General features: G+C 44.8%; 20 protein-coding genes and 1 riboswitch. Of the genes, 7 read left to right on the top strand and 13 right to left on the bottom strand.

What is annotated here, in order from left to right; all coding sequences use genetic code 11:
• Positions 1-362 precede the first annotated feature (362 nt).
• Entirely contained in the window at positions 363-935 is a 573-nt protein-coding gene (locus KQI_RS0113995) for a shikimate kinase (protein WP_029390156.1), read from the top strand.
• Positions 936-1,034: 99 nt separating this feature from the next.
• Here the strand turns inward: KQI_RS0113995 and aroD are convergent, their stop codons facing one another.
• The 3 genes from aroD to KQI_RS0113980 form a co-directional block, all read right to left on the bottom strand.
• Positions 1,035-1,799, bottom strand: a complete 765-nt coding sequence (aroD, locus tag KQI_RS0113990) for a type I 3-dehydroquinate dehydratase (protein WP_010347411.1) — start codon at positions 1,797-1,799, stop codon at positions 1,035-1,037.
• Positions 1,800-1,888: 89 nt separating this feature from the next.
• A complete protein-coding gene (locus KQI_RS0113985) occupies positions 1,889-3,166 on the bottom strand; it encodes an MFS transporter (RefSeq protein WP_010347410.1) in 1,278 nt (425 codons plus the stop codon).
• A 132-nt stretch (positions 3,167-3,298) separates the two neighbouring features.
• Positions 3,299-4,210 (bottom strand): LysR family transcriptional regulator, encoded by a 912-nt coding sequence (locus tag KQI_RS0113980; RefSeq protein WP_010347409.1) that lies wholly within the window; start codon positions 4,208-4,210, stop codon positions 3,299-3,301.
• 233 nt (positions 4,211-4,443) lie between these two features.
• On the opposite strand from KQI_RS0113980, the gene KQI_RS0113975 reads away from it, so the two are divergent.
• Positions 4,444-5,634, top strand: coding sequence for an MFS transporter (locus KQI_RS0113975; RefSeq protein ID WP_010347408.1), 1,191 nt, complete (start codon positions 4,444-4,446; stop codon positions 5,632-5,634).
• 29 nt (positions 5,635-5,663) lie between these two features.
• Positions 5,664-6,554 (top strand): shikimate dehydrogenase, encoded by an 891-nt coding sequence (locus tag KQI_RS0113970; RefSeq protein ID WP_010347407.1) that lies wholly within the window; start codon positions 5,664-5,666, stop codon positions 6,552-6,554.
• 127 nt (positions 6,555-6,681) lie between these two features.
• Here the strand turns inward: KQI_RS0113970 and KQI_RS0113965 are convergent, their stop codons facing one another.
• From KQI_RS0113965 to desA, 8 genes are all read right to left on the bottom strand, one after another.
• Positions 6,682-7,908 carry an RtcB family protein gene (locus tag KQI_RS0113965; RefSeq protein WP_010347405.1) on the bottom strand — a complete coding sequence of 409 codons (1,227 nt, stop codon included), beginning with the start codon at positions 7,906-7,908 and terminating at the stop codon, positions 6,682-6,684.
• A gap of 215 nt (positions 7,909-8,123) precedes the next feature.
• Positions 8,124-9,125, bottom strand: a complete 1,002-nt coding sequence (locus tag KQI_RS0113960) for a Gfo/Idh/MocA family protein (RefSeq protein ID WP_010347404.1) — start codon at positions 9,123-9,125, stop codon at positions 8,124-8,126.
• Between the two features lie 191 nt (positions 9,126-9,316).
• Positions 9,317-10,261: an Rpn family recombination-promoting nuclease/putative transposase gene (locus KQI_RS0113955; RefSeq protein WP_010347403.1), complete on the bottom strand. Its 945-nt coding sequence runs from the start codon at positions 10,259-10,261 to the stop codon at positions 9,317-9,319.
• 205 nt (positions 10,262-10,466) lie between these two features.
• The gene (locus KQI_RS0113950) at positions 10,467-11,108 is read right to left on the bottom strand and encodes a deoxynucleoside kinase (protein ID WP_010347402.1); all 642 of its coding nucleotides are present in this window, start codon (positions 11,106-11,108) and stop codon (positions 10,467-10,469) included.
• On the bottom strand, positions 11,105-11,728 hold the full coding sequence (locus KQI_RS0113945) for a deoxynucleoside kinase (RefSeq protein ID WP_010347401.1): 624 nt from the start codon (positions 11,726-11,728) through the stop codon (positions 11,105-11,107). The genes KQI_RS0113950 and KQI_RS0113945 overlap by 4 nt, the downstream gene beginning before the upstream one ends.
• Positions 11,729-11,899: 171 nt before the next feature.
• A complete protein-coding gene (locus tag KQI_RS0113940) occupies positions 11,900-12,499 on the bottom strand; it encodes a response regulator transcription factor (protein WP_010347400.1) in 600 nt (199 codons plus the stop codon).
• Positions 12,496-13,629 carry a sensor histidine kinase gene (locus KQI_RS0113935; protein WP_010347399.1) on the bottom strand — a complete coding sequence of 378 codons (1,134 nt, stop codon included), beginning with the start codon at positions 13,627-13,629 and terminating at the stop codon, positions 12,496-12,498. Before KQI_RS0113935 ends, KQI_RS0113940 begins: the two co-directional genes overlap by 4 nt.
• A gap of 82 nt (positions 13,630-13,711) precedes the next feature.
• Positions 13,712-14,764: a Delta(5) desaturase DesA gene (desA, locus tag KQI_RS0113930; protein ID WP_010347398.1), complete on the bottom strand. Its 1,053-nt coding sequence runs from the start codon at positions 14,762-14,764 to the stop codon at positions 13,712-13,714.
• 227 nt (positions 14,765-14,991) lie between these two features.
• Positions 14,992-15,077: riboswitch (ZMP/ZTP riboswitch) on the top strand.
• A 117-nt stretch (positions 15,078-15,194) separates the two neighbouring features.
• Here desA and KQI_RS0113925 point away from each other — a divergent pair.
• From KQI_RS0113925 to KQI_RS0113915, 3 genes are all read left to right on the top strand, one after another.
• Positions 15,195-16,061, top strand: coding sequence for a bifunctional 5,10-methylenetetrahydrofolate dehydrogenase/5,10-methenyltetrahydrofolate cyclohydrolase (locus KQI_RS0113925; RefSeq protein ID WP_010347397.1), 867 nt, complete (start codon positions 15,195-15,197; stop codon positions 16,059-16,061).
• Positions 16,058-16,693, top strand: a complete 636-nt coding sequence (locus KQI_RS0113920) for a cyclodeaminase/cyclohydrolase family protein (RefSeq protein ID WP_010347395.1) — start codon at positions 16,058-16,060, stop codon at positions 16,691-16,693. Before KQI_RS0113925 ends, KQI_RS0113920 begins: the two co-directional genes overlap by 4 nt.
• 233 nt (positions 16,694-16,926) lie before the next feature.
• Positions 16,927-18,441 carry a stalk domain-containing protein gene (locus KQI_RS0113915; protein WP_010347394.1) on the top strand — a complete coding sequence of 505 codons (1,515 nt, stop codon included), beginning with the start codon at positions 16,927-16,929 and terminating at the stop codon, positions 18,439-18,441.
• A 239-nt stretch (positions 18,442-18,680) separates the two neighbouring features.
• Here KQI_RS0113915 and KQI_RS0113910 read toward each other — a convergent pair whose 3' ends face one another.
• Both KQI_RS0113910 and KQI_RS0113905 read right to left on the bottom strand, forming a co-directional pair.
• A complete protein-coding gene (locus KQI_RS0113910; protein WP_010347393.1) occupies positions 18,681-19,673 on the bottom strand; it encodes an ABC transporter substrate-binding protein in 993 nt (330 codons plus the stop codon).
• Positions 19,674-19,883: 210 nt separating this feature from the next.
• Positions 19,884-20,276, bottom strand: a complete 393-nt coding sequence (locus KQI_RS0113905; RefSeq protein ID WP_010347392.1) for a winged helix-turn-helix transcriptional regulator — start codon at positions 20,274-20,276, stop codon at positions 19,884-19,886.
• Positions 20,277-20,419: 143 nt separating this feature from the next.
• On the opposite strand from KQI_RS0113905, the gene KQI_RS0113900 reads away from it, so the two are divergent.
• Complete coding sequence (locus tag KQI_RS0113900) at positions 20,420-21,094, top strand: NAD(P)H-dependent oxidoreductase (RefSeq protein ID WP_010347391.1); 675 nt, start codon at positions 20,420-20,422, stop codon at positions 21,092-21,094.
• Positions 21,095-21,176: the final 82 nt, after the last annotated feature.

Raw genomic sequence — 21,176 nt, 5'->3', positions numbered from 1 at the left:
AAACACAATTTGTAAATATAGCGATTTCATTTACAAATTGTATAATTCCATTATAGTCAAGCTTCCAGTAATTTCAATATATAATTCGGAAAAATATGTCCTTTTCTTCGACAAAGTACACAATATTGCCTTTTTTATACTTGTTTAAGTCTGCTTTCTCGTAAATTACGCATCGGAATTTTTCATGATTAGCTGTCTACTATATTCTATAGCAATCCATGGGGTGATAATTACATCATGAGCTTGTACCTCGCTTCTGATATAATCTATGCTATTGAAAGCGACGTTTGATGAACGTATAATGTATTTAGTGCTTTGAAGCGTTACATCTCAACATTACTGGTGAGAAAAGAGTGGTTATGGTGCAAAACAATAGAGAGATTCCATTAAGAGAACAAAATATTGTGCTCATTGGTTTTATGGGCGTAGGCAAAACAACGATTGGTTCCCATCTTGCGCGCAAGCTGTATCGGGATTTCGTGGATATTGACCAGGAAATTGAACAAGAATATAACATGCCCACAACAGAGATTTTCAAGACATACGGAGAACAGCGATTCCGTGAAATTGAAAAGGAGCATATTCTGAAGTTATGCAGTAATACTCGCCTGAAAGTCATTTCCGTTGGCGGGGGGGCATTTTTACAGGAAGAAGTGAAGCAGGCTTGTTTGGCTTCATCCATTGTTTTCTTCCTGGATTTAAATTGGGATTCCTGGAAAGATCGGCTCAAGATGCTGATTGATACTCGTCCAAATCTGCAAAACAAGACCCTAGGGGAAATCGAAGAACTTTTCCGTTCCAGACAGAATATTTATGCGGTGAATCACTCCAAGATCGATACAGATCAGCTGGATGCGGAAGAAGTCGCAGACTATATTATCCAAACTCTAAATCTGGGCTGGGAGTTGTATGAGCCTACTCGGGGATTGAATTAAAAATTACAAAAGGAAGACCCAACCATGCCACTGCATGAGGGCCTTCCTTTTTTTGTTCACTGCAGATTCAAGCTTATCAGCAGTAATGCCGTACATCCTCTAATTGTGACGATGCAGCACCGTCAATATTTCTCTCAGTTCGGTGACAGGAATCTGCCCAGGCGCAGAAGCTTTCTTGGCAGCTCCAAAGGTCAGAGCCGAACCAAACAGTTCTCCAGTCAGACGGCTCACGACGCCTTTTCCCGCCATCGACATTGTAATAATAGGCCGATCCGCATACTCTTCTGCCATCGTACGCGTTGCATCCAGCAAGGTTAGCACATCGGCTGTATTGGTTGGCATGACCGCTATTTTAGGCAGATCGCCTCCCAATTCCTGCGCCTTGCGCAACCGGGATACGATTTCCTCCTTTGGCGGCGTCTTCTGGAAATCATGGTTGGATATAATCACATGCACCTTATGCTGATGCGCAGCTTCTACCAATGTCTTCACATCAGCTTCTTCATTGAAAAGCTCCACATCAATGAGTTCTACTTGACCCGTCTCGGCCACCATGCGATTCAACTCCACATAACTCGCCGCACTGATCTCCTTTTCTCCGCCTTCGCGAGCACTGCGAAACGTAAAGACAAGTGGAATATTTCCTAGAATAGACCGAATTTCATTCAAGGCAGCCTTCACTTGCTCCAGGTTCTCCACATGCTCAAAAAAATCAACTCTCCACTCCACGATATCCAGGTCGAGTGTGCGCAAATAGGCGGCCTCTTCCTTTAATTGCTCCAACGTTTCTCCCACCATTGGAACACAGATTTTAGGCGCTCCTTCACCGATCAATACATCTTTTACCTTTACGATTTTCGCCATTTCTATCCCTCTCCCCAATTCATAGTTTTAAGCCGAACATTTTTACAATATTTTATAGTGTAACGCATTCTGAATAAGCATGCAGATGATTAGGCTCGGTTGTTAGCTTGCTCCGGGTCAAGCACGATTTTAGGGAACAGTTTGCGACTTGTTGGAAAGACTGAATTGTACCGAAAATTAACAAACACCGCCAGCACGATCCCCACCACATTTACGATAATAGCCAAAATGAAAACACTGGATATTTGAGAATGCTTCAAAAGAAAGCCTGTAAATACTGGAATAAGCGTATACGCTAGAGAAGTTGCAGTGTAAACGAACCCGGTGATTTGCCCCTTTCGTTCGCTAAAAAATTCACTCATAACAGATAACGTGAGCTGAAGCACACCCGAGATGGAAAACCCGATAACACTTGAACAAATAATAGCCGCTGTCTGTGATTTGAACAGGAGAAGCGCTCCAAATGCCAACAAGGAGATACATGGGTAAATGAAAATAATGTGAACAGGCTTGATCCACTTTCTTAACACAATCACCAATACAAACACGGAAACCAGTGAGCCGACATTGTAATAGACTAGTAGTCTAAGAGACTCTGACTCGGTCATACCGACAAACTGCTGTCCAAAAGTAGGCAACCATAACTGCACAATATACAACAACGCCGGCCCTGTAAAGCCGAGTAAAATAAGGCTGATTCCTTCCTGCCAAAACCGTGGCCTACTCCGCTCATGCGACGCCAATTCTACCGTTTGTTCAACGCCAGATACAGAAGTTTCACGTATGGACTCCTTTGGTGACTGAACCCGCATGTCTGGAAATTTCATTTTGAACAGGTAGATCGCATTCAGACCAAATATGAGCGCCGGTACAAAGAATGAGAACCCGTAAAAAATATCGTGATTCATAAAAAAGATGATCATTAACGGTAAAAATGCCGCCCCAATGGATATAAAGCCTCTCACCAAAACTGTAGCCGAACCGGAGGACTGCGGGAACGCCTCGATCAGAGCCGGATAGGTGCCCGAATCGAGCAAGGAATTCGCCACACCGGCCAGCACAGCCAGCACCACCGCCACTTCAAAGCTGGGGCTCAGCGGTATACCAACCAGGAAAACGGCCATCAGCAGCCCTGCGGCCACAATAAACGGCTTGCGACCATAACGGTCAGAGAGCACTCCAGATATGTACAGCGTAAACAGCCTGCCAAATCCCATCGCGGAAACCAAAAGACTGATGCCCGCCTGATCTGTATGAAAATGCTCTGTTAAAAAGGACATGTGTGACGCCAGCATAATATTAAACATACCAAACAGAAGATAGTTTACATACAGGCCGGTCGCCACCGGAAAAAAAGAACGTTTCATCATGAATTCACCTGCTTTTGTAAGTAAGTCTTGTGGCATTACTAATGTGAATCATTTCACATTTTCTGTATTGATGATGAAGTATAGAACACATTTTAAAATTTATCAAGCTAAAATACTGCGGGGCACAGCTTAGACACGCTGATGCGTTTTCAGATAAAATTCCTCGCCATAGCTAAGTGCAAAGTTCCGAAAGTCCACGACTGCCGGGGATAAATATCTATTTTTGATGCTCGCCAGATAGATAAACCGCTCGTATTCGGGATTTACAATAGGCAATATTTTGACGTTAAAATAATCTAGCGAAGAAATTCGGGGCATGACTGCGATCCCGTAATTGACAGACACCAGTCCCGCCATGGCCGTATCCTCTTCGATCTCGCAAATGATTTGCGGTGTAACCTTTACTTTGGCAAACAAATTCTCAATAATGGGCCGGATACCGCTTTTTTTGTTAAAAAAGATAAACGGATAAGCCGCCGTATCCTTCAAATCAATTTGATTCAGCGAAGCCAGCGGATGATCGGGTGAAACAATAACGACCAGCTCCTGCTGAGCCAACGGAATGAACTCCACATCCGGTTCATTTTCAACGTGAGAGCAGAATGCCACATCATAGTGCTCTTGCTTCAGTCCTTGAATAATATCGTTCGTATTCCCTTGATGAAAGGAAAAGGATATATCTTGGCGCCCGTCCAAAGCCGAGAAAGCTTGAATGATCGTCGGAATGAAATGAGAGCCCAACGTGTAGATAAACGCCAAATCTATGGTCCCCTGGCTTGGACTCACCAATTCCCGCAAGTCATGCTCTCCCTTCTCCAATTCATCCATTGCATGCTCCACATACTTTAGAAAAAAACGCCCGTATTTGTTCAGCCGAACATTTCTGCCCTGCTTTTCAAACAAATGAACCCCCAAATCCTTTTCCAATTCTGAAATTGCATGGCTCAAACTGGGCTGAGTAATACATAATCGTACAGCGGCCTGGGTAAAATGCTCCATTTCTGCAAGTATACGAAAATATTGTAAGTGTTTCAGATTCATAACATGGAGTCTCCCTCATTGATTTATATTTAAAATTATAGACCTAAACTATAGAAAATGATAGAAATATGCATTGGATTTATGATACCACCCCTTAATATAATAAAGGCATATCATAATTGAGTCATCGAAATATTGTGAATATTTTCACTTTATTTCAGGTTTGCTGCAGCACGGCCGGACAATGCCTACTTAGGTCATTGATCTAAAAATTAAGTTGGGAGTTACACCTTATGAAAAATCCTTATATCAGAATGGCAGCAGGGCTTTACATCAACTATTTTCTTCTAGGTATGATCAATGTTATTCTCTCCTCGAATATGAGCTTCCTGACCGTGCAACTGAACACGGATAAGGCTGCCATCGGTTATCTGGTGTCGGCCATCGGGATCGGTAAGCTGCTGGCGCTCGGGGTAGCCGGAAAAATGTCAGACAAATACGGAAGGAAACCGCTCATTGTTATTGCATCCTTTGCGTATTTAATTTTTTTGATCGGCATTCCCCTTGCACCCAACTATGCCGTGGCCTTTGTATTTGCCATTATCGCAGGGGTTTGTAACTCCATGATGGATGCGGGAACTTATCCTGCACTGATTGAAGGGTTCGGAAAAAAAGCCGGATCTGCAACCGTCTTGGTCAAAGCATCCGTTTCTATCGGTGCCATTGTTATTCCGTTCATGATCGCATTCTTTATCGATCACAATATGTTCTATGGCTACTCCTTTTTTATTCCGGCAGGTATTTATCTTCTGAGCGGTATCTTCTTGTCGACGACAGCCTTTCCAAATCACAAATTGGAGGAACAAAAGGCTACAACCAACGCTGAACAATCGGTGGATACTTTCCACAGTGAGCCAAAGTTTTGGCAAGAGGGTCTGTCTCTGATCATTATCGGTTTTACTTCCACTGTATTGTTCATGATCGTGCAGCTATGGCTGCCTACCTTTGGTCAAGAGACCCTGGGCATGGAGAAGGCCAGCGCCATTAAACTGCTGAGCTACTATAGTATAGGTTCATTGGTTTCCGTTATTCTGTTAGCCGTGGCACTTGGCAGGCTCATTAAACCGGTTACCGTCATGATTGTGTATCCGTTTATTGCCTTGCTCTCCTTGCTGGCTTTAATTACATGGCACAATCCTGTCGCTACTATAATCAGTTCATTCTTAATTGGCTTGTCGACCGCAGGCATATTCCAAATCGCTCTTACTGTTATGACCGAATTTTTCCGCAAAAACAAAGGGACTACGACTTCTCTCGTGAACATTGCAGCCAGTCTTGCATTCATCTTGATGCCACTCGCTACCGGGGGCATGTCCAAAAGTCTGGGGATTACCTCGGTATTCATTCTGGATATCGCGATTGCCGTAGTCAGCATATTGCTGGCCATGTTTGTTGCTTATCGATATAAAAAAGTGTTTCATTAAACTACACAATTAACCTGGAGGTTTATATGATGAAAAATGCTGGACGTATTGACGGAAGAACACAACTTATCGGACTACTTGCTACACCTATCGGACACTCTTTGTCTCCGGCTATGCACAACCTTGCGTTTGAAAAACTGGGACTGAACAATGCATATATGGCCTTTGAGGTAGGGAATGAACAGCTGGAAGAAGTGGTACGCGGCCTGCGTGCTCTGAATATACGTGGCTATAACGTATCTATGCCTAACAAAACCGCCATTGTTCAGTACCTGGATGAACTGGACGATAGCGCTAAATTTACAGGAGCAGTCAATACCGTCGTAAATACGGATGGTAAACTGAAAGGCTACAGTACAGACGGATCTGGTTACGTTCGCAACCTGCGTGAACACGGGATTGATCTGAAAGGCAAAAAAATGACACTCGTCGGCTCTGGCGGTGCTGCTACTCCGATTGCCATTGAGGCCGCTCGGGCTGGCCTGGCTGAAATTTCAATTTTCGCCCGCGACGATCAGTTCTTTGCCCGGGCAGAAGAGAATGTTCGCATTATTAATGAAGATATGAAACACGCCCAGGTCAAGGCGAATATTTATCCACTGGAAGACCAGGAACAATTACGTAAAGAGATTCGTACAAGTCACATTTTCGCTAACGGTACAGGTGTTGGCATGAAACCACTGGAAGGCAAAAGTGTGATTGAAGATGTGTCTATGCTTCGTTCCGACCTGATCGTGACCGATGTAGTATACAGCCCGGCTAAATCCAAGCTGATGGAGCAGGCCGAATCCGTAGGCGCAACCGCCATTAACGGTTTGGGCATGATGCTGTGGCAGGGCGCATTGGCCTTCGAGCTGTGGACAGGCCAAGAAATGCCGGTCTCTTACATCAAAGAACAGCTTTTTGCTGACAAGCTATAAACGTAGAGCTACTAGCAGGCATAGCATTTAATATATTCTTTCTATTATATATACCAAAGGTTATGCCTGGTGAATAAACACTTCTGCCGGGCATAACCTTTTATATTCAGCCTATTTTGCTATTTTATTAGTCCTTATATGGGTCGAACTCATTAGCTCCAGCCATACATACTCCAATAGGCTTCAGCTCATGTAGAACCTCCACAGTCTCGGAATGAGCATCCAATACCTCGCGCAGCTTGCGGTAGACGAACGGACTTTCATCGGTTCCCGCTCCACGCAGCTCGACACCATAGCTCCGAACAGCCTCCTTCATCTGCTGGTCTGTAATTTGGCCACCGCTGCGTGTTCGGGTTTTCCAATTCATTTTACCGGCTGCCTGGGTACGGCTCATAATACGACCAGCTCCATGAACGGTACTATAGTAGGAATCCCGATTTTCTACCGTATCCTTTCCTCGCACAATGACCGAAATATCGCCCATGCTCCCTCCGATAAAGCCCATTTGTCCGGGAGCTGAGGGGGTAGCGCCTTTGCGGACTACAATGGTGTCACGTCCATCATGCAGTTCTTTCCATGCATAATTATGATGGTTATGTACGATAAACTCCGCTTCGGTGCCCATAATGCCAAGCACTTGATCTATAACATAATCCCGCCCCGCATAAGCATAACGTCCGGCAAGCCGCATCGCCCGGTAGTACATGTCCCCCAGCTCACTGTTCATATCCAGTAGCACTGGCGGCTGATCCATATGTTCCCCCGGCGCTTTTCCGAGAAACTCTCGCCCTGCGTCCAGGTTCAGAAATCCGCTCGCTGTCTTGTGTCCAAAGCCCCGGCTGCCAAAATGATTCGCAATCCAGACCTGGCCTGTCGTTTCCTCCACAAATACATCAACAAAATGATTACCGCTCCCTACAGTGCCCAGCTGTTCTCTCGCCAATGACTTTAGTTTGTCATGCTCCTGTTTCCCAATCGCCGCGTATACCGCCCAATCGGGATCATCGAACAGCTCATGATCAACCTGAACCGCATTCACACGACCTACGCCAAACGAAATCTGACGTGCAATTTCATCCATGATAGACGAAATACGCGGTACGACATCTGCTGCAGACAGCTTGGTTCTTACCGCCTTATTTCCGCAGCCGATATCATACCCGACACCCGAAGGCGAAATTTGTCCGTCATATACCATGACACCGCCGATAGGCTGACTGTAGCCTTTATGATGATCCGCCATCAGCAGCGCCTGAATCACCTTACCATTCTCCGCGCAGGTGCGGGCTTGAGATAACGCTCCTGCATCGGGGGCTCCCCATACCCGTACTCCATTGATTTCTTGATAAGCCATCATTTCATCCTCCTGTATTTTGGGATATTTTTATATATAAACTAGGTTCATCGAGTGGATAACATTAAGCGTTGAATTTGTTAATTGCATTATGTACGTTTTGGGACCACCCGAACAGGGCGGAAGTATTACAAACCAAATAAGGCTAACCGTATATTTGCAAAATTGCAAAATCGGCAGCCTTTGTGCTTGTGTGATATTGATCCTTTAACAAACTAATGCGCAGACGTATTTTTCAAATCCGCTTCATAATGAAGGCCGATCTGCTGTCTTGCATCCTCCATCACTTCAGCGACTGCAAGTGAACACTCCAATGAGTTAATGGAACTGTTGTGCTCCCCCATTTTGATCAGATCAATAAACTCCTGAATTTCATAATACATCGGCTCACGCGTCTGAGCTTTCGTTAAATCCTCTATGGTGCCGTCCCGATAATGGATTTTCACCTCATAGGGCTGACTGATTTTGTCGATCACTATCGTTCCATTCTCACCTTGAATTTCAGCAGGCAGATAGGAATCGGAAATTTTCGAATGCATGACGACCGCATCCATATCAGGATATCGCATCACAATACTGCCCTCGCCATCGACGCCAGAGGACAAGAGCACACCCACTGCACGAACCTCATCCGGTTTGCCGAACAGTGTCACCATGGGATATAAGCAATACACTCCCAAATCCATCAAGGAACCATTGGAGAAAGCCGGATTGAAGGCATTTAATACGTTTCCTTGCTTAAAGGCATCAAAGCGTGAGGAGTATTGACAGTAGCTTGCAAAATAACGCCGAACCCGGCCTATTTTATACATATGCTCCTTTATGATTTTAAAGTTGGGCATGAGCGTGGATTTAACGGCCTCCATCAACAGAACATTGTTGTTGCGTGCGGCTTCGATCATGCTCTGCACCTCTGTTGCATTCGAAGCAAACGGCTTCTCACAGAGCACATGTTTTCCGTGATTCATACACACAATCGCCTGCTCCGCATGCAAGGAATTGGGACTGGCAATATATACGGCATCCACCTGATCGCAGGCAGCCATTTGAGCCAGGTCTGTAAAAACCTCTGCTTGGCTGTTATATTGAGCAGCAAAAGTTTTGCCTTTATCCTCTGTTCGTGAGTATACCGCGGTCAGGGAAAATTCGTCCGTCTCCATCGCGGCTTGAATAAATCTTTCCGTTATCCAGTTAGTTCCAACAATGCCAAAACGCATCACAATATCCCATCCTCCCCGTGAGTCATTCTCATTCAAATATATGTATCTATTCTCGCATTCTAACCCAGGCTTGTCCACTATATCGTAGATATATCTTGTTCTTCAACAACCTTTATTCGACAAAAAAAGACTGTAGTCATCAGCTCCATTTATTTCTGATTGTACTACAGTCTCTATATGTTTTAACTTTATGCCTTCAATGCGCAGACTTCTGATTCGGATAGGCCAGACGCTTTTACAATCACTTCGATTTCAAGGCCCATATTCAGCATGTTCCGTGCAATTTCAAGAGCTTTTTGGCGTTCTCCTTCAGCTTTACCTTCAGCTTTACCTTCAGCTTTACCCTCAGCCATTCCCTCAGCTTTGCCTTCGAGCTTTCCCTCGGCCTTTCCCAGCTTCAAGCCTTCTTCCCTTGCGCCTTCAATCATAGAAGCCTCATCATGCAGGTACTTTTGTCGGGCTTCATACTGTAAACGTGCCTCTTTATCCTGACTTAGAAACTCCAGCGTAGTCATCGCCTTTTTCAAACCAGGTTCATTCATGGCTAGCACCTCCCATTGAGATGGATTAGTTCCCTTTAAAAATAAAAGCCAGTTGACCAGACCGCCGCTGCCAGCCGGGACAACTTGCTCATCCAGCTTGGGCAGCTCTAGAAAATGCAACTCCATATCATCACTAAACGGAATGCCCGTACGGTCCTCCGTCAAATGAAACACATTATGATACCGGCTGTTCGGCAGGAAAGAGTAATTCAAAATGTTGATTGTTACACACTTTCTCAGCATTTTGTAAGATTGGCCTTCGTATAATTGTCCTGCATACTGCTTGCTCCAATAAAATAAGGTTCGCTTATCCATGTCATATTTATTAAAAAGCTGCATCTCCACATTAATAAGCTGACCTTCCAACGTTCTGGCTCGAATATCTAAAATAGACTGCTTATCACGCGGTGCGTCTTTATCCGTATACGGATTCAAAAGTATAATTTCTGTTAATGGAGGTTTCCCCGCTTCCTCAAAAGTACGATTCAGGAAAGTTAAAAGCACATCACGATTTTCCTCACTTCCAAAAATGCGCTTAAACAAAAAGTCATTCCGGGGATCCAGCATTTCTACCAATAGAATCAGCTCCATCTGTTCATATTATACCACGACCTTCAATAAGAAGACATAAAACAGAACGTATGTTCCCGCTTATATCCATTAAAATATACCAGCTTCATAGGCGTTAGACTATATTCCTGATGAATCATTTTCAGTGAGCTTATCTGCATATATGCGCAAATTTTTCCAGAGTATATAACGCAAAAAAACCGTCCTCTCGGACGGTGAGCAAAACTTATTTTTTGGAAATTACTTTGCCTACTTCTGTCAAAATGGCATCCATAGAAGCCGGATCGTGTACATCATATTCATCAATGTTCAGACGCAGTACAGGGCAAGCATCGAACTCGTTGATCCACTCGGAATATCTACGGTGCATTTGCTCCCAATAGGCTCTCTCGGTCTGGATTTCCATCTCGCGACCGCGTTCCTTGATCCGATTCAGTATGGATGGCAGGCTGCCTTCCAGGTAGATCAGCACATCGGGATGCGGGAAAAATGGTGTCATCACCATCGCCTCAAACAGGCTAGTGTACGTTTCATAATCTGTCGGGTTCATCGTTCCCTGATCGGCATGCATTTTCGCAAAAATGCCTGTGTCCTCATAAATGGAACGATCCTGCACAAAACCTCCGCCGGACAAGAAAATATTTTTTTGCTCTTTGAAGCGTTCAGCGAGAAAATAAATTTGCAGATGGAAGCTCCATCTTTCAAAATCATGATAAAACTTTTCCAGATACGGATTATGATCAACCTGCTCCAAAGAGGTTTTAAAGCCAAGACGTTCAGCTAAAGCCGCCGTTAGCGTGGATTTCCCTACACCCACCGTGCCTGCTACCGTAATCAGGGCATTCGCGGGAATGTTGTAATTATTCATTGAATAAGCTCCTTTACATCGGAAACAATTTGTTCGAACTGTGCCTGGTTTTCTACAAAATCAATCTCATTCCCATTTATGGTCAATATGCGGGGCGAAAGGGATTGCTCAGCAAGAAACTGAATGCCTTTATCATAGTCCTTAATTAACTGCTCCAGATAGGCGGGGTCCATCTCCTGTTCAAACGAACGTGCCCGCTTACGAATTCTGCCCAGCAAAGTATCCAAATCGGCTCTAATATAGATGATAATGTCCGGCTTAGGCATGTCATCTGTCAGCAGATGATAAATTTTACGATATTTTTCAAGCTTTATCCCCTTAAGCGTACGTTCAGCAAAAATCAGATTCTTGTAGATATGATAGTCAGAAATAACAGGCTGCGCTTTCTCGAGATATTGCAGGCCGGTGTCCTCCAACTGCTTGTATCGGTTACAGAGAAAGAACATTTCCAGTTGAAAGCTCCATTCATCTATATTTTGATAAAATTTGTCGAGAAACGGGTTCTCCTCAACAATTTCTTTAATGATCGGCATATGCAGCTCGGTTGAAAGCATCGAAGCCAACGTTGTTTTACCTGCTCCGATGGGCCCTTCAACAGCGATAAAAGGGGCATGTTTCATGCGGTTCCGTTCCTCCTTGTACTCCAGTCCATCCTGTGGACAACTATCCTATTGTATCACAAGGAAGTATGCTAAAGGCATATCAAATCTATGGATAAAACAAAAAAACAGAGCTGCCATATCCTGCTTCATAGCCATCTCTGTTTCTGCTCAATTATTTCTGCCAGTCACTCATTTAAACCAGCCTTTTTCATTAAAACGTGTAATCGCCTCAATCCGGTTGCTGACACCCAACTTGTCAAGAATGACTGAGATGTAATTGCGCACCGTCCCTGTCGTTAAATACAGTTCACCAGCAATCTCCTTCGTGTTCTTCCCATCAGCTATAAGTGCCAATACGGTCTTCTCACGCTCTGTCAGCGGGTTAACCTCGGCATAAGCATCATCGACCAGTTCCGGGGCATAAATGCGACGGCCTGCTATAATACTGCGAATGGAGGAAGCCAGTTCTTCACTGGGACTATCCTTGAGCAAATAACCATGCGTACCAGCCTTGATGGCCCGTTCAAAATACCCGGGGCGAGCAAATGTGGTTAGAATCATCACTTTGCAGTTCAATCCCTTGAGTTCTTCAGCCGCATCCAATCCACTCTTGATCGGCATTTCGATGTCCATGATGCATATATCCGGCTGGTGCAGCTTGACCAGCTCTACAGCTTCTTCCCCGTTACTCGCTTTTCCGACGACTTTCATATCCTCTTCCAAGTCCAGCAGCGAAGCAAGAGCGCCGAGCAGCATACGCTGGTCTTCCGCAATGACAATTCGAATCACGGCCCCACCTCCTCGTTCGGCTTTTCAGTGATATTGGGTACTTTAATGACCAGGGTCGTTCCCTCATCTGAATGCAGCTCCATACATCCATTCACAAATTCGAGTCTTTCCTTTATTCCTTGCAGGCCATGTCCCCGGAAGACTGCATTTTCTCCCATAACGCCTGTCCCATTATCCTGAATCCGAAGGGTCAATTCCTTACGAGACGGCTCAATGATGATGGAACAAGCGGTGGCTCCACTGTGCTTAACCACATTGGTCACCGCCTCCTTCATACACATACTAAGCACATTTTCGTTCATTAATGATGTATGCTTCAGCTTCGGGTCGCCCTCCAGGGTCAATTCAATATGAGCAGCCTTTAAAATCTGTCGAATACGCAGCAACTCATCCTCTAATCGCATGCCGCGCATTTGAGTCACCATTTCCCGCACTTCTTTTAACGCGCTTCTCGCCGTAAGCCGAACATCGCTAATTTCATTCCGAGCCCGCTCCGGGTGCTGATCCATCAGCTTACCCGCCAAGTCGCTTTTCAGTCCGATAAGTGACAGCTTCTGACCTAGAGTATCGTGCAGATCACGTGCAATTCTATGCCGCTCTTCCAGCTTAATCAATTCCGATATTTTCTTATTGGCATCCTCTAATTGTACTTGAAGCCGATCACTTTTGTTACGATTAAAATTCGTGACCGGAAGAAGAATCACACCAATCAGGTTGAGCAAAATAAAAGGGATCTGCTTAATAAAAACAGGGTTTTCAGAAACAAAACCATAATTGATCAGTCCAATAGTAACAACCATCAGAACAATATACAGTGTCGTGAATGCGGATTTACTTTTAATATTACCAATCAGATAAGCGATAAATATGGAGAAATACATATAGCTGAACAACAGCGTCATGGTAATCGATATGACAATCTGTACACTGGTCCAGAAGTATACCAGCCAGCCCTGCGAAACAAAAGCCAGTACATAACAGGCAAAAAACACTAAAATAATGGCGGTGCCCAGAATAATATGACTGGTAGAGGAGGAACTGAAATAGTAGAAGGGCAGGATGTAAAAGACAACCCACACATAAGGGCTTAGCCCCGTATTTCTTTGGAAAATCTGATACCATTTTTGCATCCTGCCTACCCTTCTCTCCTTCACATTCCTTTTATCCCTTATCTTATCATATCGAAATGCGTACAAATCATTTTCTTTCCGCTCATTTTCTTTCCGTGCCTACAGGTGCAGGAATGGGTTTCGTAACAGCAACACGTTTGCCCAGCAGCGGCTTCACTTGTTTAAAAGTCAAAAAGGTTTTCGTGCTTTCATCCCAGAGCCGGAACTTCAGAGATTGCAGACTGCTGCTCATGGTGATGGTGGTCGCTTTTTGCAGCAGTGGTGTCGCTTCATGTGCCTTCTCCAAATTATAATTTGGCACTTTGGGACTCAAGTGATGAACATGATGAAAGCCGATATTCCCCGTAATCCATTGCAATACCTTAGGAAGCTTGTAATAAGAACTGCCTTCTACGGCTGCGTTGACATAGCTCCATTCTTCATCATGCTCAAAATACGAATCCTCAAACTGATGCTGCACATAAAATAGCCAGATTCCCAGCATACCTGATACAAAAAAGATAGGCACCTGTATCAGAAGAAACGACTGCCAGCCGATCGCCCAGCACAACAATGCGTACAAGGCGACGATAGATATATTTGTGATATAAGTGTTCATTTTTTCCTTACGTTTTGCTGTTTTGACGTTAAACCGATAGGAAAGCAAAAAAGTATAAATCGGACCCAATCCGAACATAACCCAAGGATTCCGGTATATGCGATAAGCCAGCCGTGTCCATGTGGAAGCCTGTGCGTATTCTTCTACCGTAAGCACCCACATATCCCCTGTACCTCTTTTATCGAGATTACTGCTGGTTGCATGGTGGACCGCGTGACTATTTTTCCATTGATGATACGGACAGAGCGTAATGACACCTGTAATCGTTCCCACAATGTCGTTCAGCCTGCGGCTTTTGAAGAAGGATTGATGACCACAGTCATGAAAAATGATAAATGTCCTTACCACAAACCCTGAAGCAATAACAGTAATCGGAAGCGTCAGCCCATAGGATACCGACAGACTGAGATAAGCCGCATACCATAGCAGAATCAGCGGACCCAAGGTGTTAATGAGCTGCAGAACGCTGGATTTCGTGTTTATTTTCTCGTAAGGAGCCATATTTTTTTTCAATTGGGCTAATGAAGGCTGTGCCATACTTAATGTTGATCCTCCTTTAAAATGACGCCTACAATTTTGTTCTCGTCAGACGTGCATGTAGATCTAACCTTAGTATAAGGAGCGGCCTCTGGCCGCTGTAGTCATAAACGTCAGTTCGGGAGTATGACATTTGTCATATCATTAAATCATTTAGCCATTTAGCCATTTACCAATGGTTCACGGGTTTATTTTCGGGAGATTATTTGTTAAAATATAAAGTAAATAACGCTGTATGTGACTGGCGAAGTCAGTGGAATAAACCACGAGGGAGCATACAAACAAAAGCGTGCCGTTCGCCTGGGAGAAGTATTTGCAGAGGATTCGTCTATCTTGACGACCTTGTGCAAATACTTTTTTTCGTTTTACAAGACCACGACACCCTGTTGATTCCATCATTTGTGCGATAAATTCAGAGGAGGCTTGAGCTATGGCTATCATTATGAAATCCAAAGAAGCAGCTGAGCAAGTGTATGCAACGATCCGTTCCCAAGTGGAACAGCTCAAACAGCAAGGACATCGTCCCCATCTGGCAACTTTATTGGTAGAAGGTGATCCTGCCTCTGCCTACTACGCCCGGACCAAGCAAAAAATAGCGGAGAAACTGGGCATCTCCTTTCATCTCCATACCTTTGACCGTCATGTTAGAGAAGCCGAACTCCTGCACCTGATCGACAGCCTGAACGAAGCTTCCCATGTACATGGCATTATGCTGGAATTGCCCCTTCCCCGACATCTATCCGCATCTGTCATTAAACAGTCCATCGCCCCGTACAAGGATATTGATGGAATTACCCCGGGCAATAAGCTGGCTACCGTTACAGGTGAAGCTGGGCTGTATCCCGCTACACCTCAAGCCTGTATTGAGCTGCTCAAGCATTACGGTCACACCTTGGCTGGCAAAAATGTCACTCTTGTCGGCATCGGACAGACTGTGGGACTCCCTCTTTTTCACATGCTGCAAAGAGAAAATGCCACCGTCACCGCCTGTCATGCGGGCACACGTGATATTGCAGAGCATTTGAGTCATGCAGATATTGCCTTCGTCGCAGTCGGATGCCCTGATGTCATTACATCGGATATGGTGCATCCCGGCCTGATTTTGGTAGATGCGGGAATTAACGAGACACTGGAGGGGAAAATAGTGGGGGATGCCGCTTTAGACGTTGGGGAAAAGGTACATGCGATTTCTCCCGTGCCTGGCGGTGTTGGCACATTAACGACTGCCATCTTGTACAAAAATCTGCTCAAAGCGATTGATCTGCAACAATACTCCCGAGAGGTGGTTTATTCATGAGTGAACTGTCGTGGAATGATTCCATTCGACATTTTTTGAAAGAGGCTGGAAGCGCAGCTCCTACGCCCGGAGGGGGAAGTATATCCGCACTGGCTGCGGCGCTGGGCGCGGCTATGACCTCCATGACCGCCAACCTTTCACAAGGAGAAAAATTTGCGCATATCCACGAACAAATCACCCAAGCAATTCATAGCATGGAAAGCCTGACCACACGCTGTGAGAAACTGATGGCCGCAGACATCCGATCCTTTGAACAGTACATGACGGCGCTCAAGCTACCCAAAGGAACAGACGAAGAAAAGCGTTATCGTACCCATTCTCTACAGACCGCGGTGATCGCTGCCATTGAGGTGCCGATGCGTCTGCTGGAAGTATGCCGGGACGGATTGTCCCAGGCCTACCGTATTGCAGAGACGTCCAATAAAAATGTTATTTCTGATCTTGGCATAGGTGCGATCCTGTTTGAAGCTGCTGCACAATCCGCCCTGCTTACCGTTGACATTAACCTTGCCTCGCTAAAGGACCTGGATATCAAACAATCCTATGAAGCCAAAACAGCTGCGCTTATCCGTGAAATTGGACAAATCAAAGAACAAACCTTACTGATCGTACGCAGCCGAATCGCAAATTAGTCCGCTTATAGCAGGGTGAGCCATTGGATGAACCTGTTCCAAGTCATATGCTGCTTCCATGCTCAAAAATAGCCTCCACCCCGCCTCTGATCGTGGGTTTGGAGGCTATTATATTGGAATTCATCAATTCGTGGAAAACTTTTCTAAATATTCGACGTCTATGGATAAGGGTATATTTCCCAAGATATTGGTTTTTTATCTTATATAATTGATGAAGAAATGAGGAAAAGCGTATGAAAAGACGGACTCTATTACTCAGTATGATCGCGTTATTGTTGTTCAGCTCTAGTGCATGGGCGGCCGAAAAAGAATCTACATCCCGTATTCGTTCCTATGATTCCGGGAGTCTGATTCAATCCGATGGAAGCTTGTGGTTGTGGGGCTATAATCAATCTGTTCCTACTCGCGTAGAAGGTAAGCCGGACGTTGTAAAAACATTTTCTAATATCATCAACGAAGGCGACCTGGCATTTACCTTACAAGATCAATCCGCTTGGTATGTACCAAGGAACAACATTTCTGAATCCGTGAAATTCATTCCTCTGGAAGGACTACAGAACCTCGAAGCTATAAGTGGTTTAAATGATCATGTACTTGCCCTGAGCACCGAAGGCAACGTATATTCCACTGATCGGCTCAACAATGGCGACATCTCTGGTCCTTTTCAAACTCTAGCTGGTATCGACGAGGTTGCAGATATAGACAGCTACTATGAAGAAAGACCGGAATATGAGGAAGGCTGGATTTTCTTAAGAAAAGACGGCAGTGTGTGGAAAAATACAAAAGGCTTGCAGAGTTTCAAACCTATTTCCTCATTACAGGATATTACGGCAATCGCGAAAAACATTGCCTTAAAAAAAGACGGCACCGTGTGGACATGGCCCAAGGAATTTGATACAAACGCTGCCTTATCCGACACTGCAACTGCATCGCAGATTCAATCCTTAACAGGAATCCAAACGATCAAATCCAATGGTCGTACCTATCTTGCGATGGATCGGCAAGGTCGGCTGTGGTTCTGGGGTGCTACAGTCACAGGCTCCTCGGATAGTACAACCTATCACAACGAAAATAATCCTGTACTGTTGACGGGTGTAAGGAATGTTAAAGACGCCTTTATCGTTGAGCGTTCCATCCTTGCACTAACCACAGAGGGGAATGTTTACGAAGCTTCCTTGGAAGGTGAAAAATTATCGTCGAATGCCTCTTTTACATTGATTACCAAAAATATACAAAGTATCAAAGCAGGCCCAAGGCATGTGATCATGCAAAAAACAGACGGCAGCCTGTGGGGCTGGGGGGTCAACAAACATGCGCAGCTCGGCATAGGGGATTATGAATTTCTTTACAGTACGCCGGTTCCTGTACAAAAGCCGATTCTCGTCCGTCTCAACGGTACACCTGTCCCCCTAAGTAACGGTGTGATTACTCGAAACGGGCAGGCCTTCATTCCCCTCCGTTCTGTTTTTGACAAGCTGGGAGCCGAGGTCACCTTTGACTCCAACAATAAAGTAGCGAAAATTATTCAGTCCAAGACAGGAGCCACTCCAGTCTCTCTTCAATTGAATCTCAAAACCAGCCAAACAACAGTGAACGGTAAACCTGTGGAGCTCACCAACCCTCCGTTCACGGTGAACGGTATTGCCTATCTTCCTCTGCGATTAATCAGTGAGGCGCTAGGGGCCAAGGTAGATTGGATACAAAAAGAAGATACGATCATCATCACGACTGTCACTACGACGAAATAAGAAGATCGATCTGCCGAATATGCTGCAACCGTTTCTCGGTATTCAATCGTGGAACGGTTGTTTATTTTTTCCTTCTCTTGATTTGGCATCTACTTATCTCCTTATTCAGTTGCTTGTGCACTCCTCTAGATGTACCCAATGATGGTATTTTTGCTCCCTACCGTCCCGTCGTTAAAAAGCACCCCACCCACGGCCATACTGCCCATGTAGTGAAGTGCTTACGATTGTAGATCATTTACCTATTTTTTTGCTTTATTCTCTTTTTCTCTTTCAGTCAGCATATCTACGATCATATCAATTTGTCCGGTAATAGCGATCGGATCATAACGATAATACGTATCAAAATCGTTAAAGAACACTCTATTATTCTTCACCGCAGGCAAATTCCCCCATACGGCAGACGATTTCAGTTGCTTAAGCGCGTCACCCTTTTTCTCCGGATCATAGGTCGTCAGGAACATGTAATCGGCGTCATACTGCGGTAGTACCTCCATCGAAAGCTGTACGGTTTGTTCCTTGGAATTAGCGGTCTTCTTCGGCATATTCAGCTTAAGCGCATTGTAGACAGCTTGTCCTCCCCGGCCCGCATTATCTCCAAAAATCCAAAGTGCATTCTTGTCCGTCAACTCATACAGGCCGAAGGTTGCCTTTTCGTCAATCACGCCTTTAAGACGTGCGCGGCCTTCAGCAGCCTTTTTATCAAATGCGGCAATAAATTGCTCTGCCTTTTCTTTCTCCCCGGTGATATCACCAAACAGCTTAACCGTATCGTAAATGTTGGTCGTCGTTCCGTACGGAATATATAGGGTAGGTGCGATTTTTGACAAAGCCTCATAATTGGTATCCTTCATAACCACGATCAGATCGGGTTTAAGCTCTAAAGTTTTCTCCAAATTGGTCGGGTCGCCGACTTCTTTGGTCCCTTTTTCCTTCAGTAAATCGGTCAGAAAAGGATTTTGAAACGCAGTCGGCTCCACACCCACCACGTTAGCTCCTACAGACAATAATTCCCCACCGTAAAAATCCGTTACAATGCGCTGTGGTTTAACTGGAATTTGAATATCTCCTTTTACCGTTGTAAAGCTTCTCGTCTCAGCCGAAGTTGGCTCTTTCTTATCCTCTGAAGCTGGAGCGGAATTACTTCCATTATTGCTTCCGCTGCAAGCGCTAATGAGTACAGACAATACAAGCATCAAAGTAGTCAGCATAAAAAACGATTTTTTCTTCAACATGTGAGCCCCCTATGTAATATGGAAATAGCCTTATATAATTATGATAATGATTATCAATATCGTAAGAAATATATCAGGCTGCCTTCATGTTGTCAACTAAAATTGATAGCATAGCCTAACTGGAATAGAACAGCTTCCTCAGTAGGTAAAAAGGGAAAAGACCTGTCAAATGGATGACAAGTCTTTTGTCGTGGGCTCTGCCTCAGCATGCTACAAATTGGGGCTCGGATGTTGAAGGCGACTGTCTGTTGGACGTTGCCTGGTTTTATAATTTTCTCCCCAGTCCTTCATCAGGTTAATAATCGGGATCAGAGTTCTTCCAAATTCAGTTAAGGAGTATTCGACTTTGGGCGGAACCTGCTGGTAAACCTCCCGATGAACTACACCGTCCTCTTCCAGCTCACGCAATTGGAGTGTCAGCATACGCTGTGTAATTCCCGGACAAATACGCCGAAATTCACTGAAACGCTTTGTTCCATACATGAGATGGTATAAAATAACTCCTTTCCACTTGCCCCCAATCACGTCAAGCGTGTACTCCACAGGACAGGCCTGATCATTTCCAGCAGGACATTCCCCAAAGCCACCCTTCCGATTACGCATAGGTATTTCTCCCCCTTGGTAACATTTTATATACTACAGCACATTAATGTGCGTACTTCAAAAAGGATCATGTATATTCTAATATTAAACATGTCATTCGGTAAGCGTCAATCCAATCCATATCTATAAGGAGTGTATAAACAATGGAAACCCTAGCCACCACTAAACAGCAAATTTTATCTGCATATCAGTTCAGACATGCAACCAAGGAATTTGATAGTCATAAAAAAATTAGCGATTCCGACTTCGATTTTATTCTTGAAACTGGTCGTTTATCCCCGAGTTCATTTGGCTTTGAGCCCTGGAAGTTCGTTGTCGTCCAAAGTAATGCCATGCGTGAGAAGCTGCTGCCCTACTCCTGGGGAGCCAAAAAACAGCTGCCAACAGCAAGCCATTTCGTACTCATCCTCTCCAGACTGCCTAAAGATATGGCAGCCTCATCCGATTACATCAAGGGTATGATGGAGAACGTACAGCAATTGCCTGCTGAAGTTATGCAAGGCAAAGAGAAAGTATATGATGCCTTCCTGAAATCAGATTTTGGACTGGAAGAGAATGAAAGGGCGATGTTCGAGTGGGCCTGCCGACAAACCTACATCGCATTGGGTAATATGATGACAGCCGCAGCTCAAATCGGTATTGATTCCTGTCCGATTGAAGGTTTTCAAAAAGAGGAGATCGAACGCATCCTCTCTGAAGAAGGCATCATGGATGCCGAGCATTTCGGTATTTCCTGCATGGTGGCTTTTGGATACCGCCTGAATGAGCCGCGCGGAAAAACCCGGCGGCCTGTAGATCAGGTTATTGAATGGGTCTAACCACCAACAAATATCCTTCTCTAAAGCAAAGGGGCGTCCCCTAGCCATTTCCATGGCTTTTGGGACACCCCTTTTTCATAAA

It is taken from the genome of Paenibacillus peoriae KCTC 3763 (assembly GCF_000236805.1).
GTDB lineage: Bacteria > Bacillota > Bacilli > Paenibacillales > Paenibacillaceae > Paenibacillus > Paenibacillus peoriae.
Note: the sequence above shows the minus strand (reverse complement) of the source record. Positions and strands in the feature narration are given on the sequence as shown.

Coding starts and splice junctions, on each gene's coding strand:
- aroD (WP_010347411.1), bottom strand. CDS start 1,799: ATGGCGAAAATCGTAAAGGTAAAAGATGTATTGATCGGTGAAGGAGCG.
- KQI_RS0113985 (WP_010347410.1), bottom strand. CDS start 3,166: ATGAAACGTTCTTTTTTTCCGGTGGCGACCGGCCTGTATGTAAACTAT.
- KQI_RS0113980 (WP_010347409.1), bottom strand. CDS start 4,210: ATGAATCTGAAACACTTACAATATTTTCGTATACTTGCAGAAATGGAG.
- KQI_RS0113975 (WP_010347408.1), top strand. CDS start 4,444: ATGAAAAATCCTTATATCAGAATGGCAGCAGGGCTTTACATCAACTAT.
- KQI_RS0113970 (WP_010347407.1), top strand. CDS start 5,664: ATGAAAAATGCTGGACGTATTGACGGAAGAACACAACTTATCGGACTA.
- KQI_RS0113965 (WP_010347405.1), bottom strand. CDS start 7,908: ATGGCTTATCAAGAAATCAATGGAGTACGGGTATGGGGAGCCCCCGAT.
- KQI_RS0113960 (WP_010347404.1), bottom strand. CDS start 9,125: ATGCGTTTTGGCATTGTTGGAACTAACTGGATAACGGAAAGATTTATT.
- KQI_RS0113955 (WP_010347403.1), bottom strand. CDS start 10,261: ATGGAGCTGATTCTATTGGTAGAAATGCTGGATCCCCGGAATGACTTT.
- KQI_RS0113950 (WP_010347402.1), bottom strand. CDS start 11,108: ATGAATAATTACAACATTCCCGCGAATGCCCTGATTACGGTAGCAGGC.
- KQI_RS0113945 (WP_010347401.1), bottom strand. CDS start 11,728: ATGAAACATGCCCCTTTTATCGCTGTTGAAGGGCCCATCGGAGCAGGT.
- KQI_RS0113935 (WP_010347399.1), bottom strand. CDS start 13,629: ATGCAAAAATGGTATCAGATTTTCCAAAGAAATACGGGGCTAAGCCCT.
- desA (WP_010347398.1), bottom strand. CDS start 14,764: ATGGCACAGCCTTCATTAGCCCAATTGAAAAAAAATATGGCTCCTTAC.
- KQI_RS0113925 (WP_010347397.1), top strand. CDS start 15,195: ATGGCTATCATTATGAAATCCAAAGAAGCAGCTGAGCAAGTGTATGCA.
- KQI_RS0113920 (WP_010347395.1), top strand. CDS start 16,058: ATGAGTGAACTGTCGTGGAATGATTCCATTCGACATTTTTTGAAAGAG.
- KQI_RS0113915 (WP_010347394.1), top strand. CDS start 16,927: ATGAAAAGACGGACTCTATTACTCAGTATGATCGCGTTATTGTTGTTC.
- KQI_RS0113910 (WP_010347393.1), bottom strand. CDS start 19,673: ATGTTGAAGAAAAAATCGTTTTTTATGCTGACTACTTTGATGCTTGTA.
- KQI_RS0113905 (WP_010347392.1), bottom strand. CDS start 20,276: ATGCGTAATCGGAAGGGTGGCTTTGGGGAATGTCCTGCTGGAAATGAT.
- KQI_RS0113900 (WP_010347391.1), top strand. CDS start 20,420: ATGGAAACCCTAGCCACCACTAAACAGCAAATTTTATCTGCATATCAG.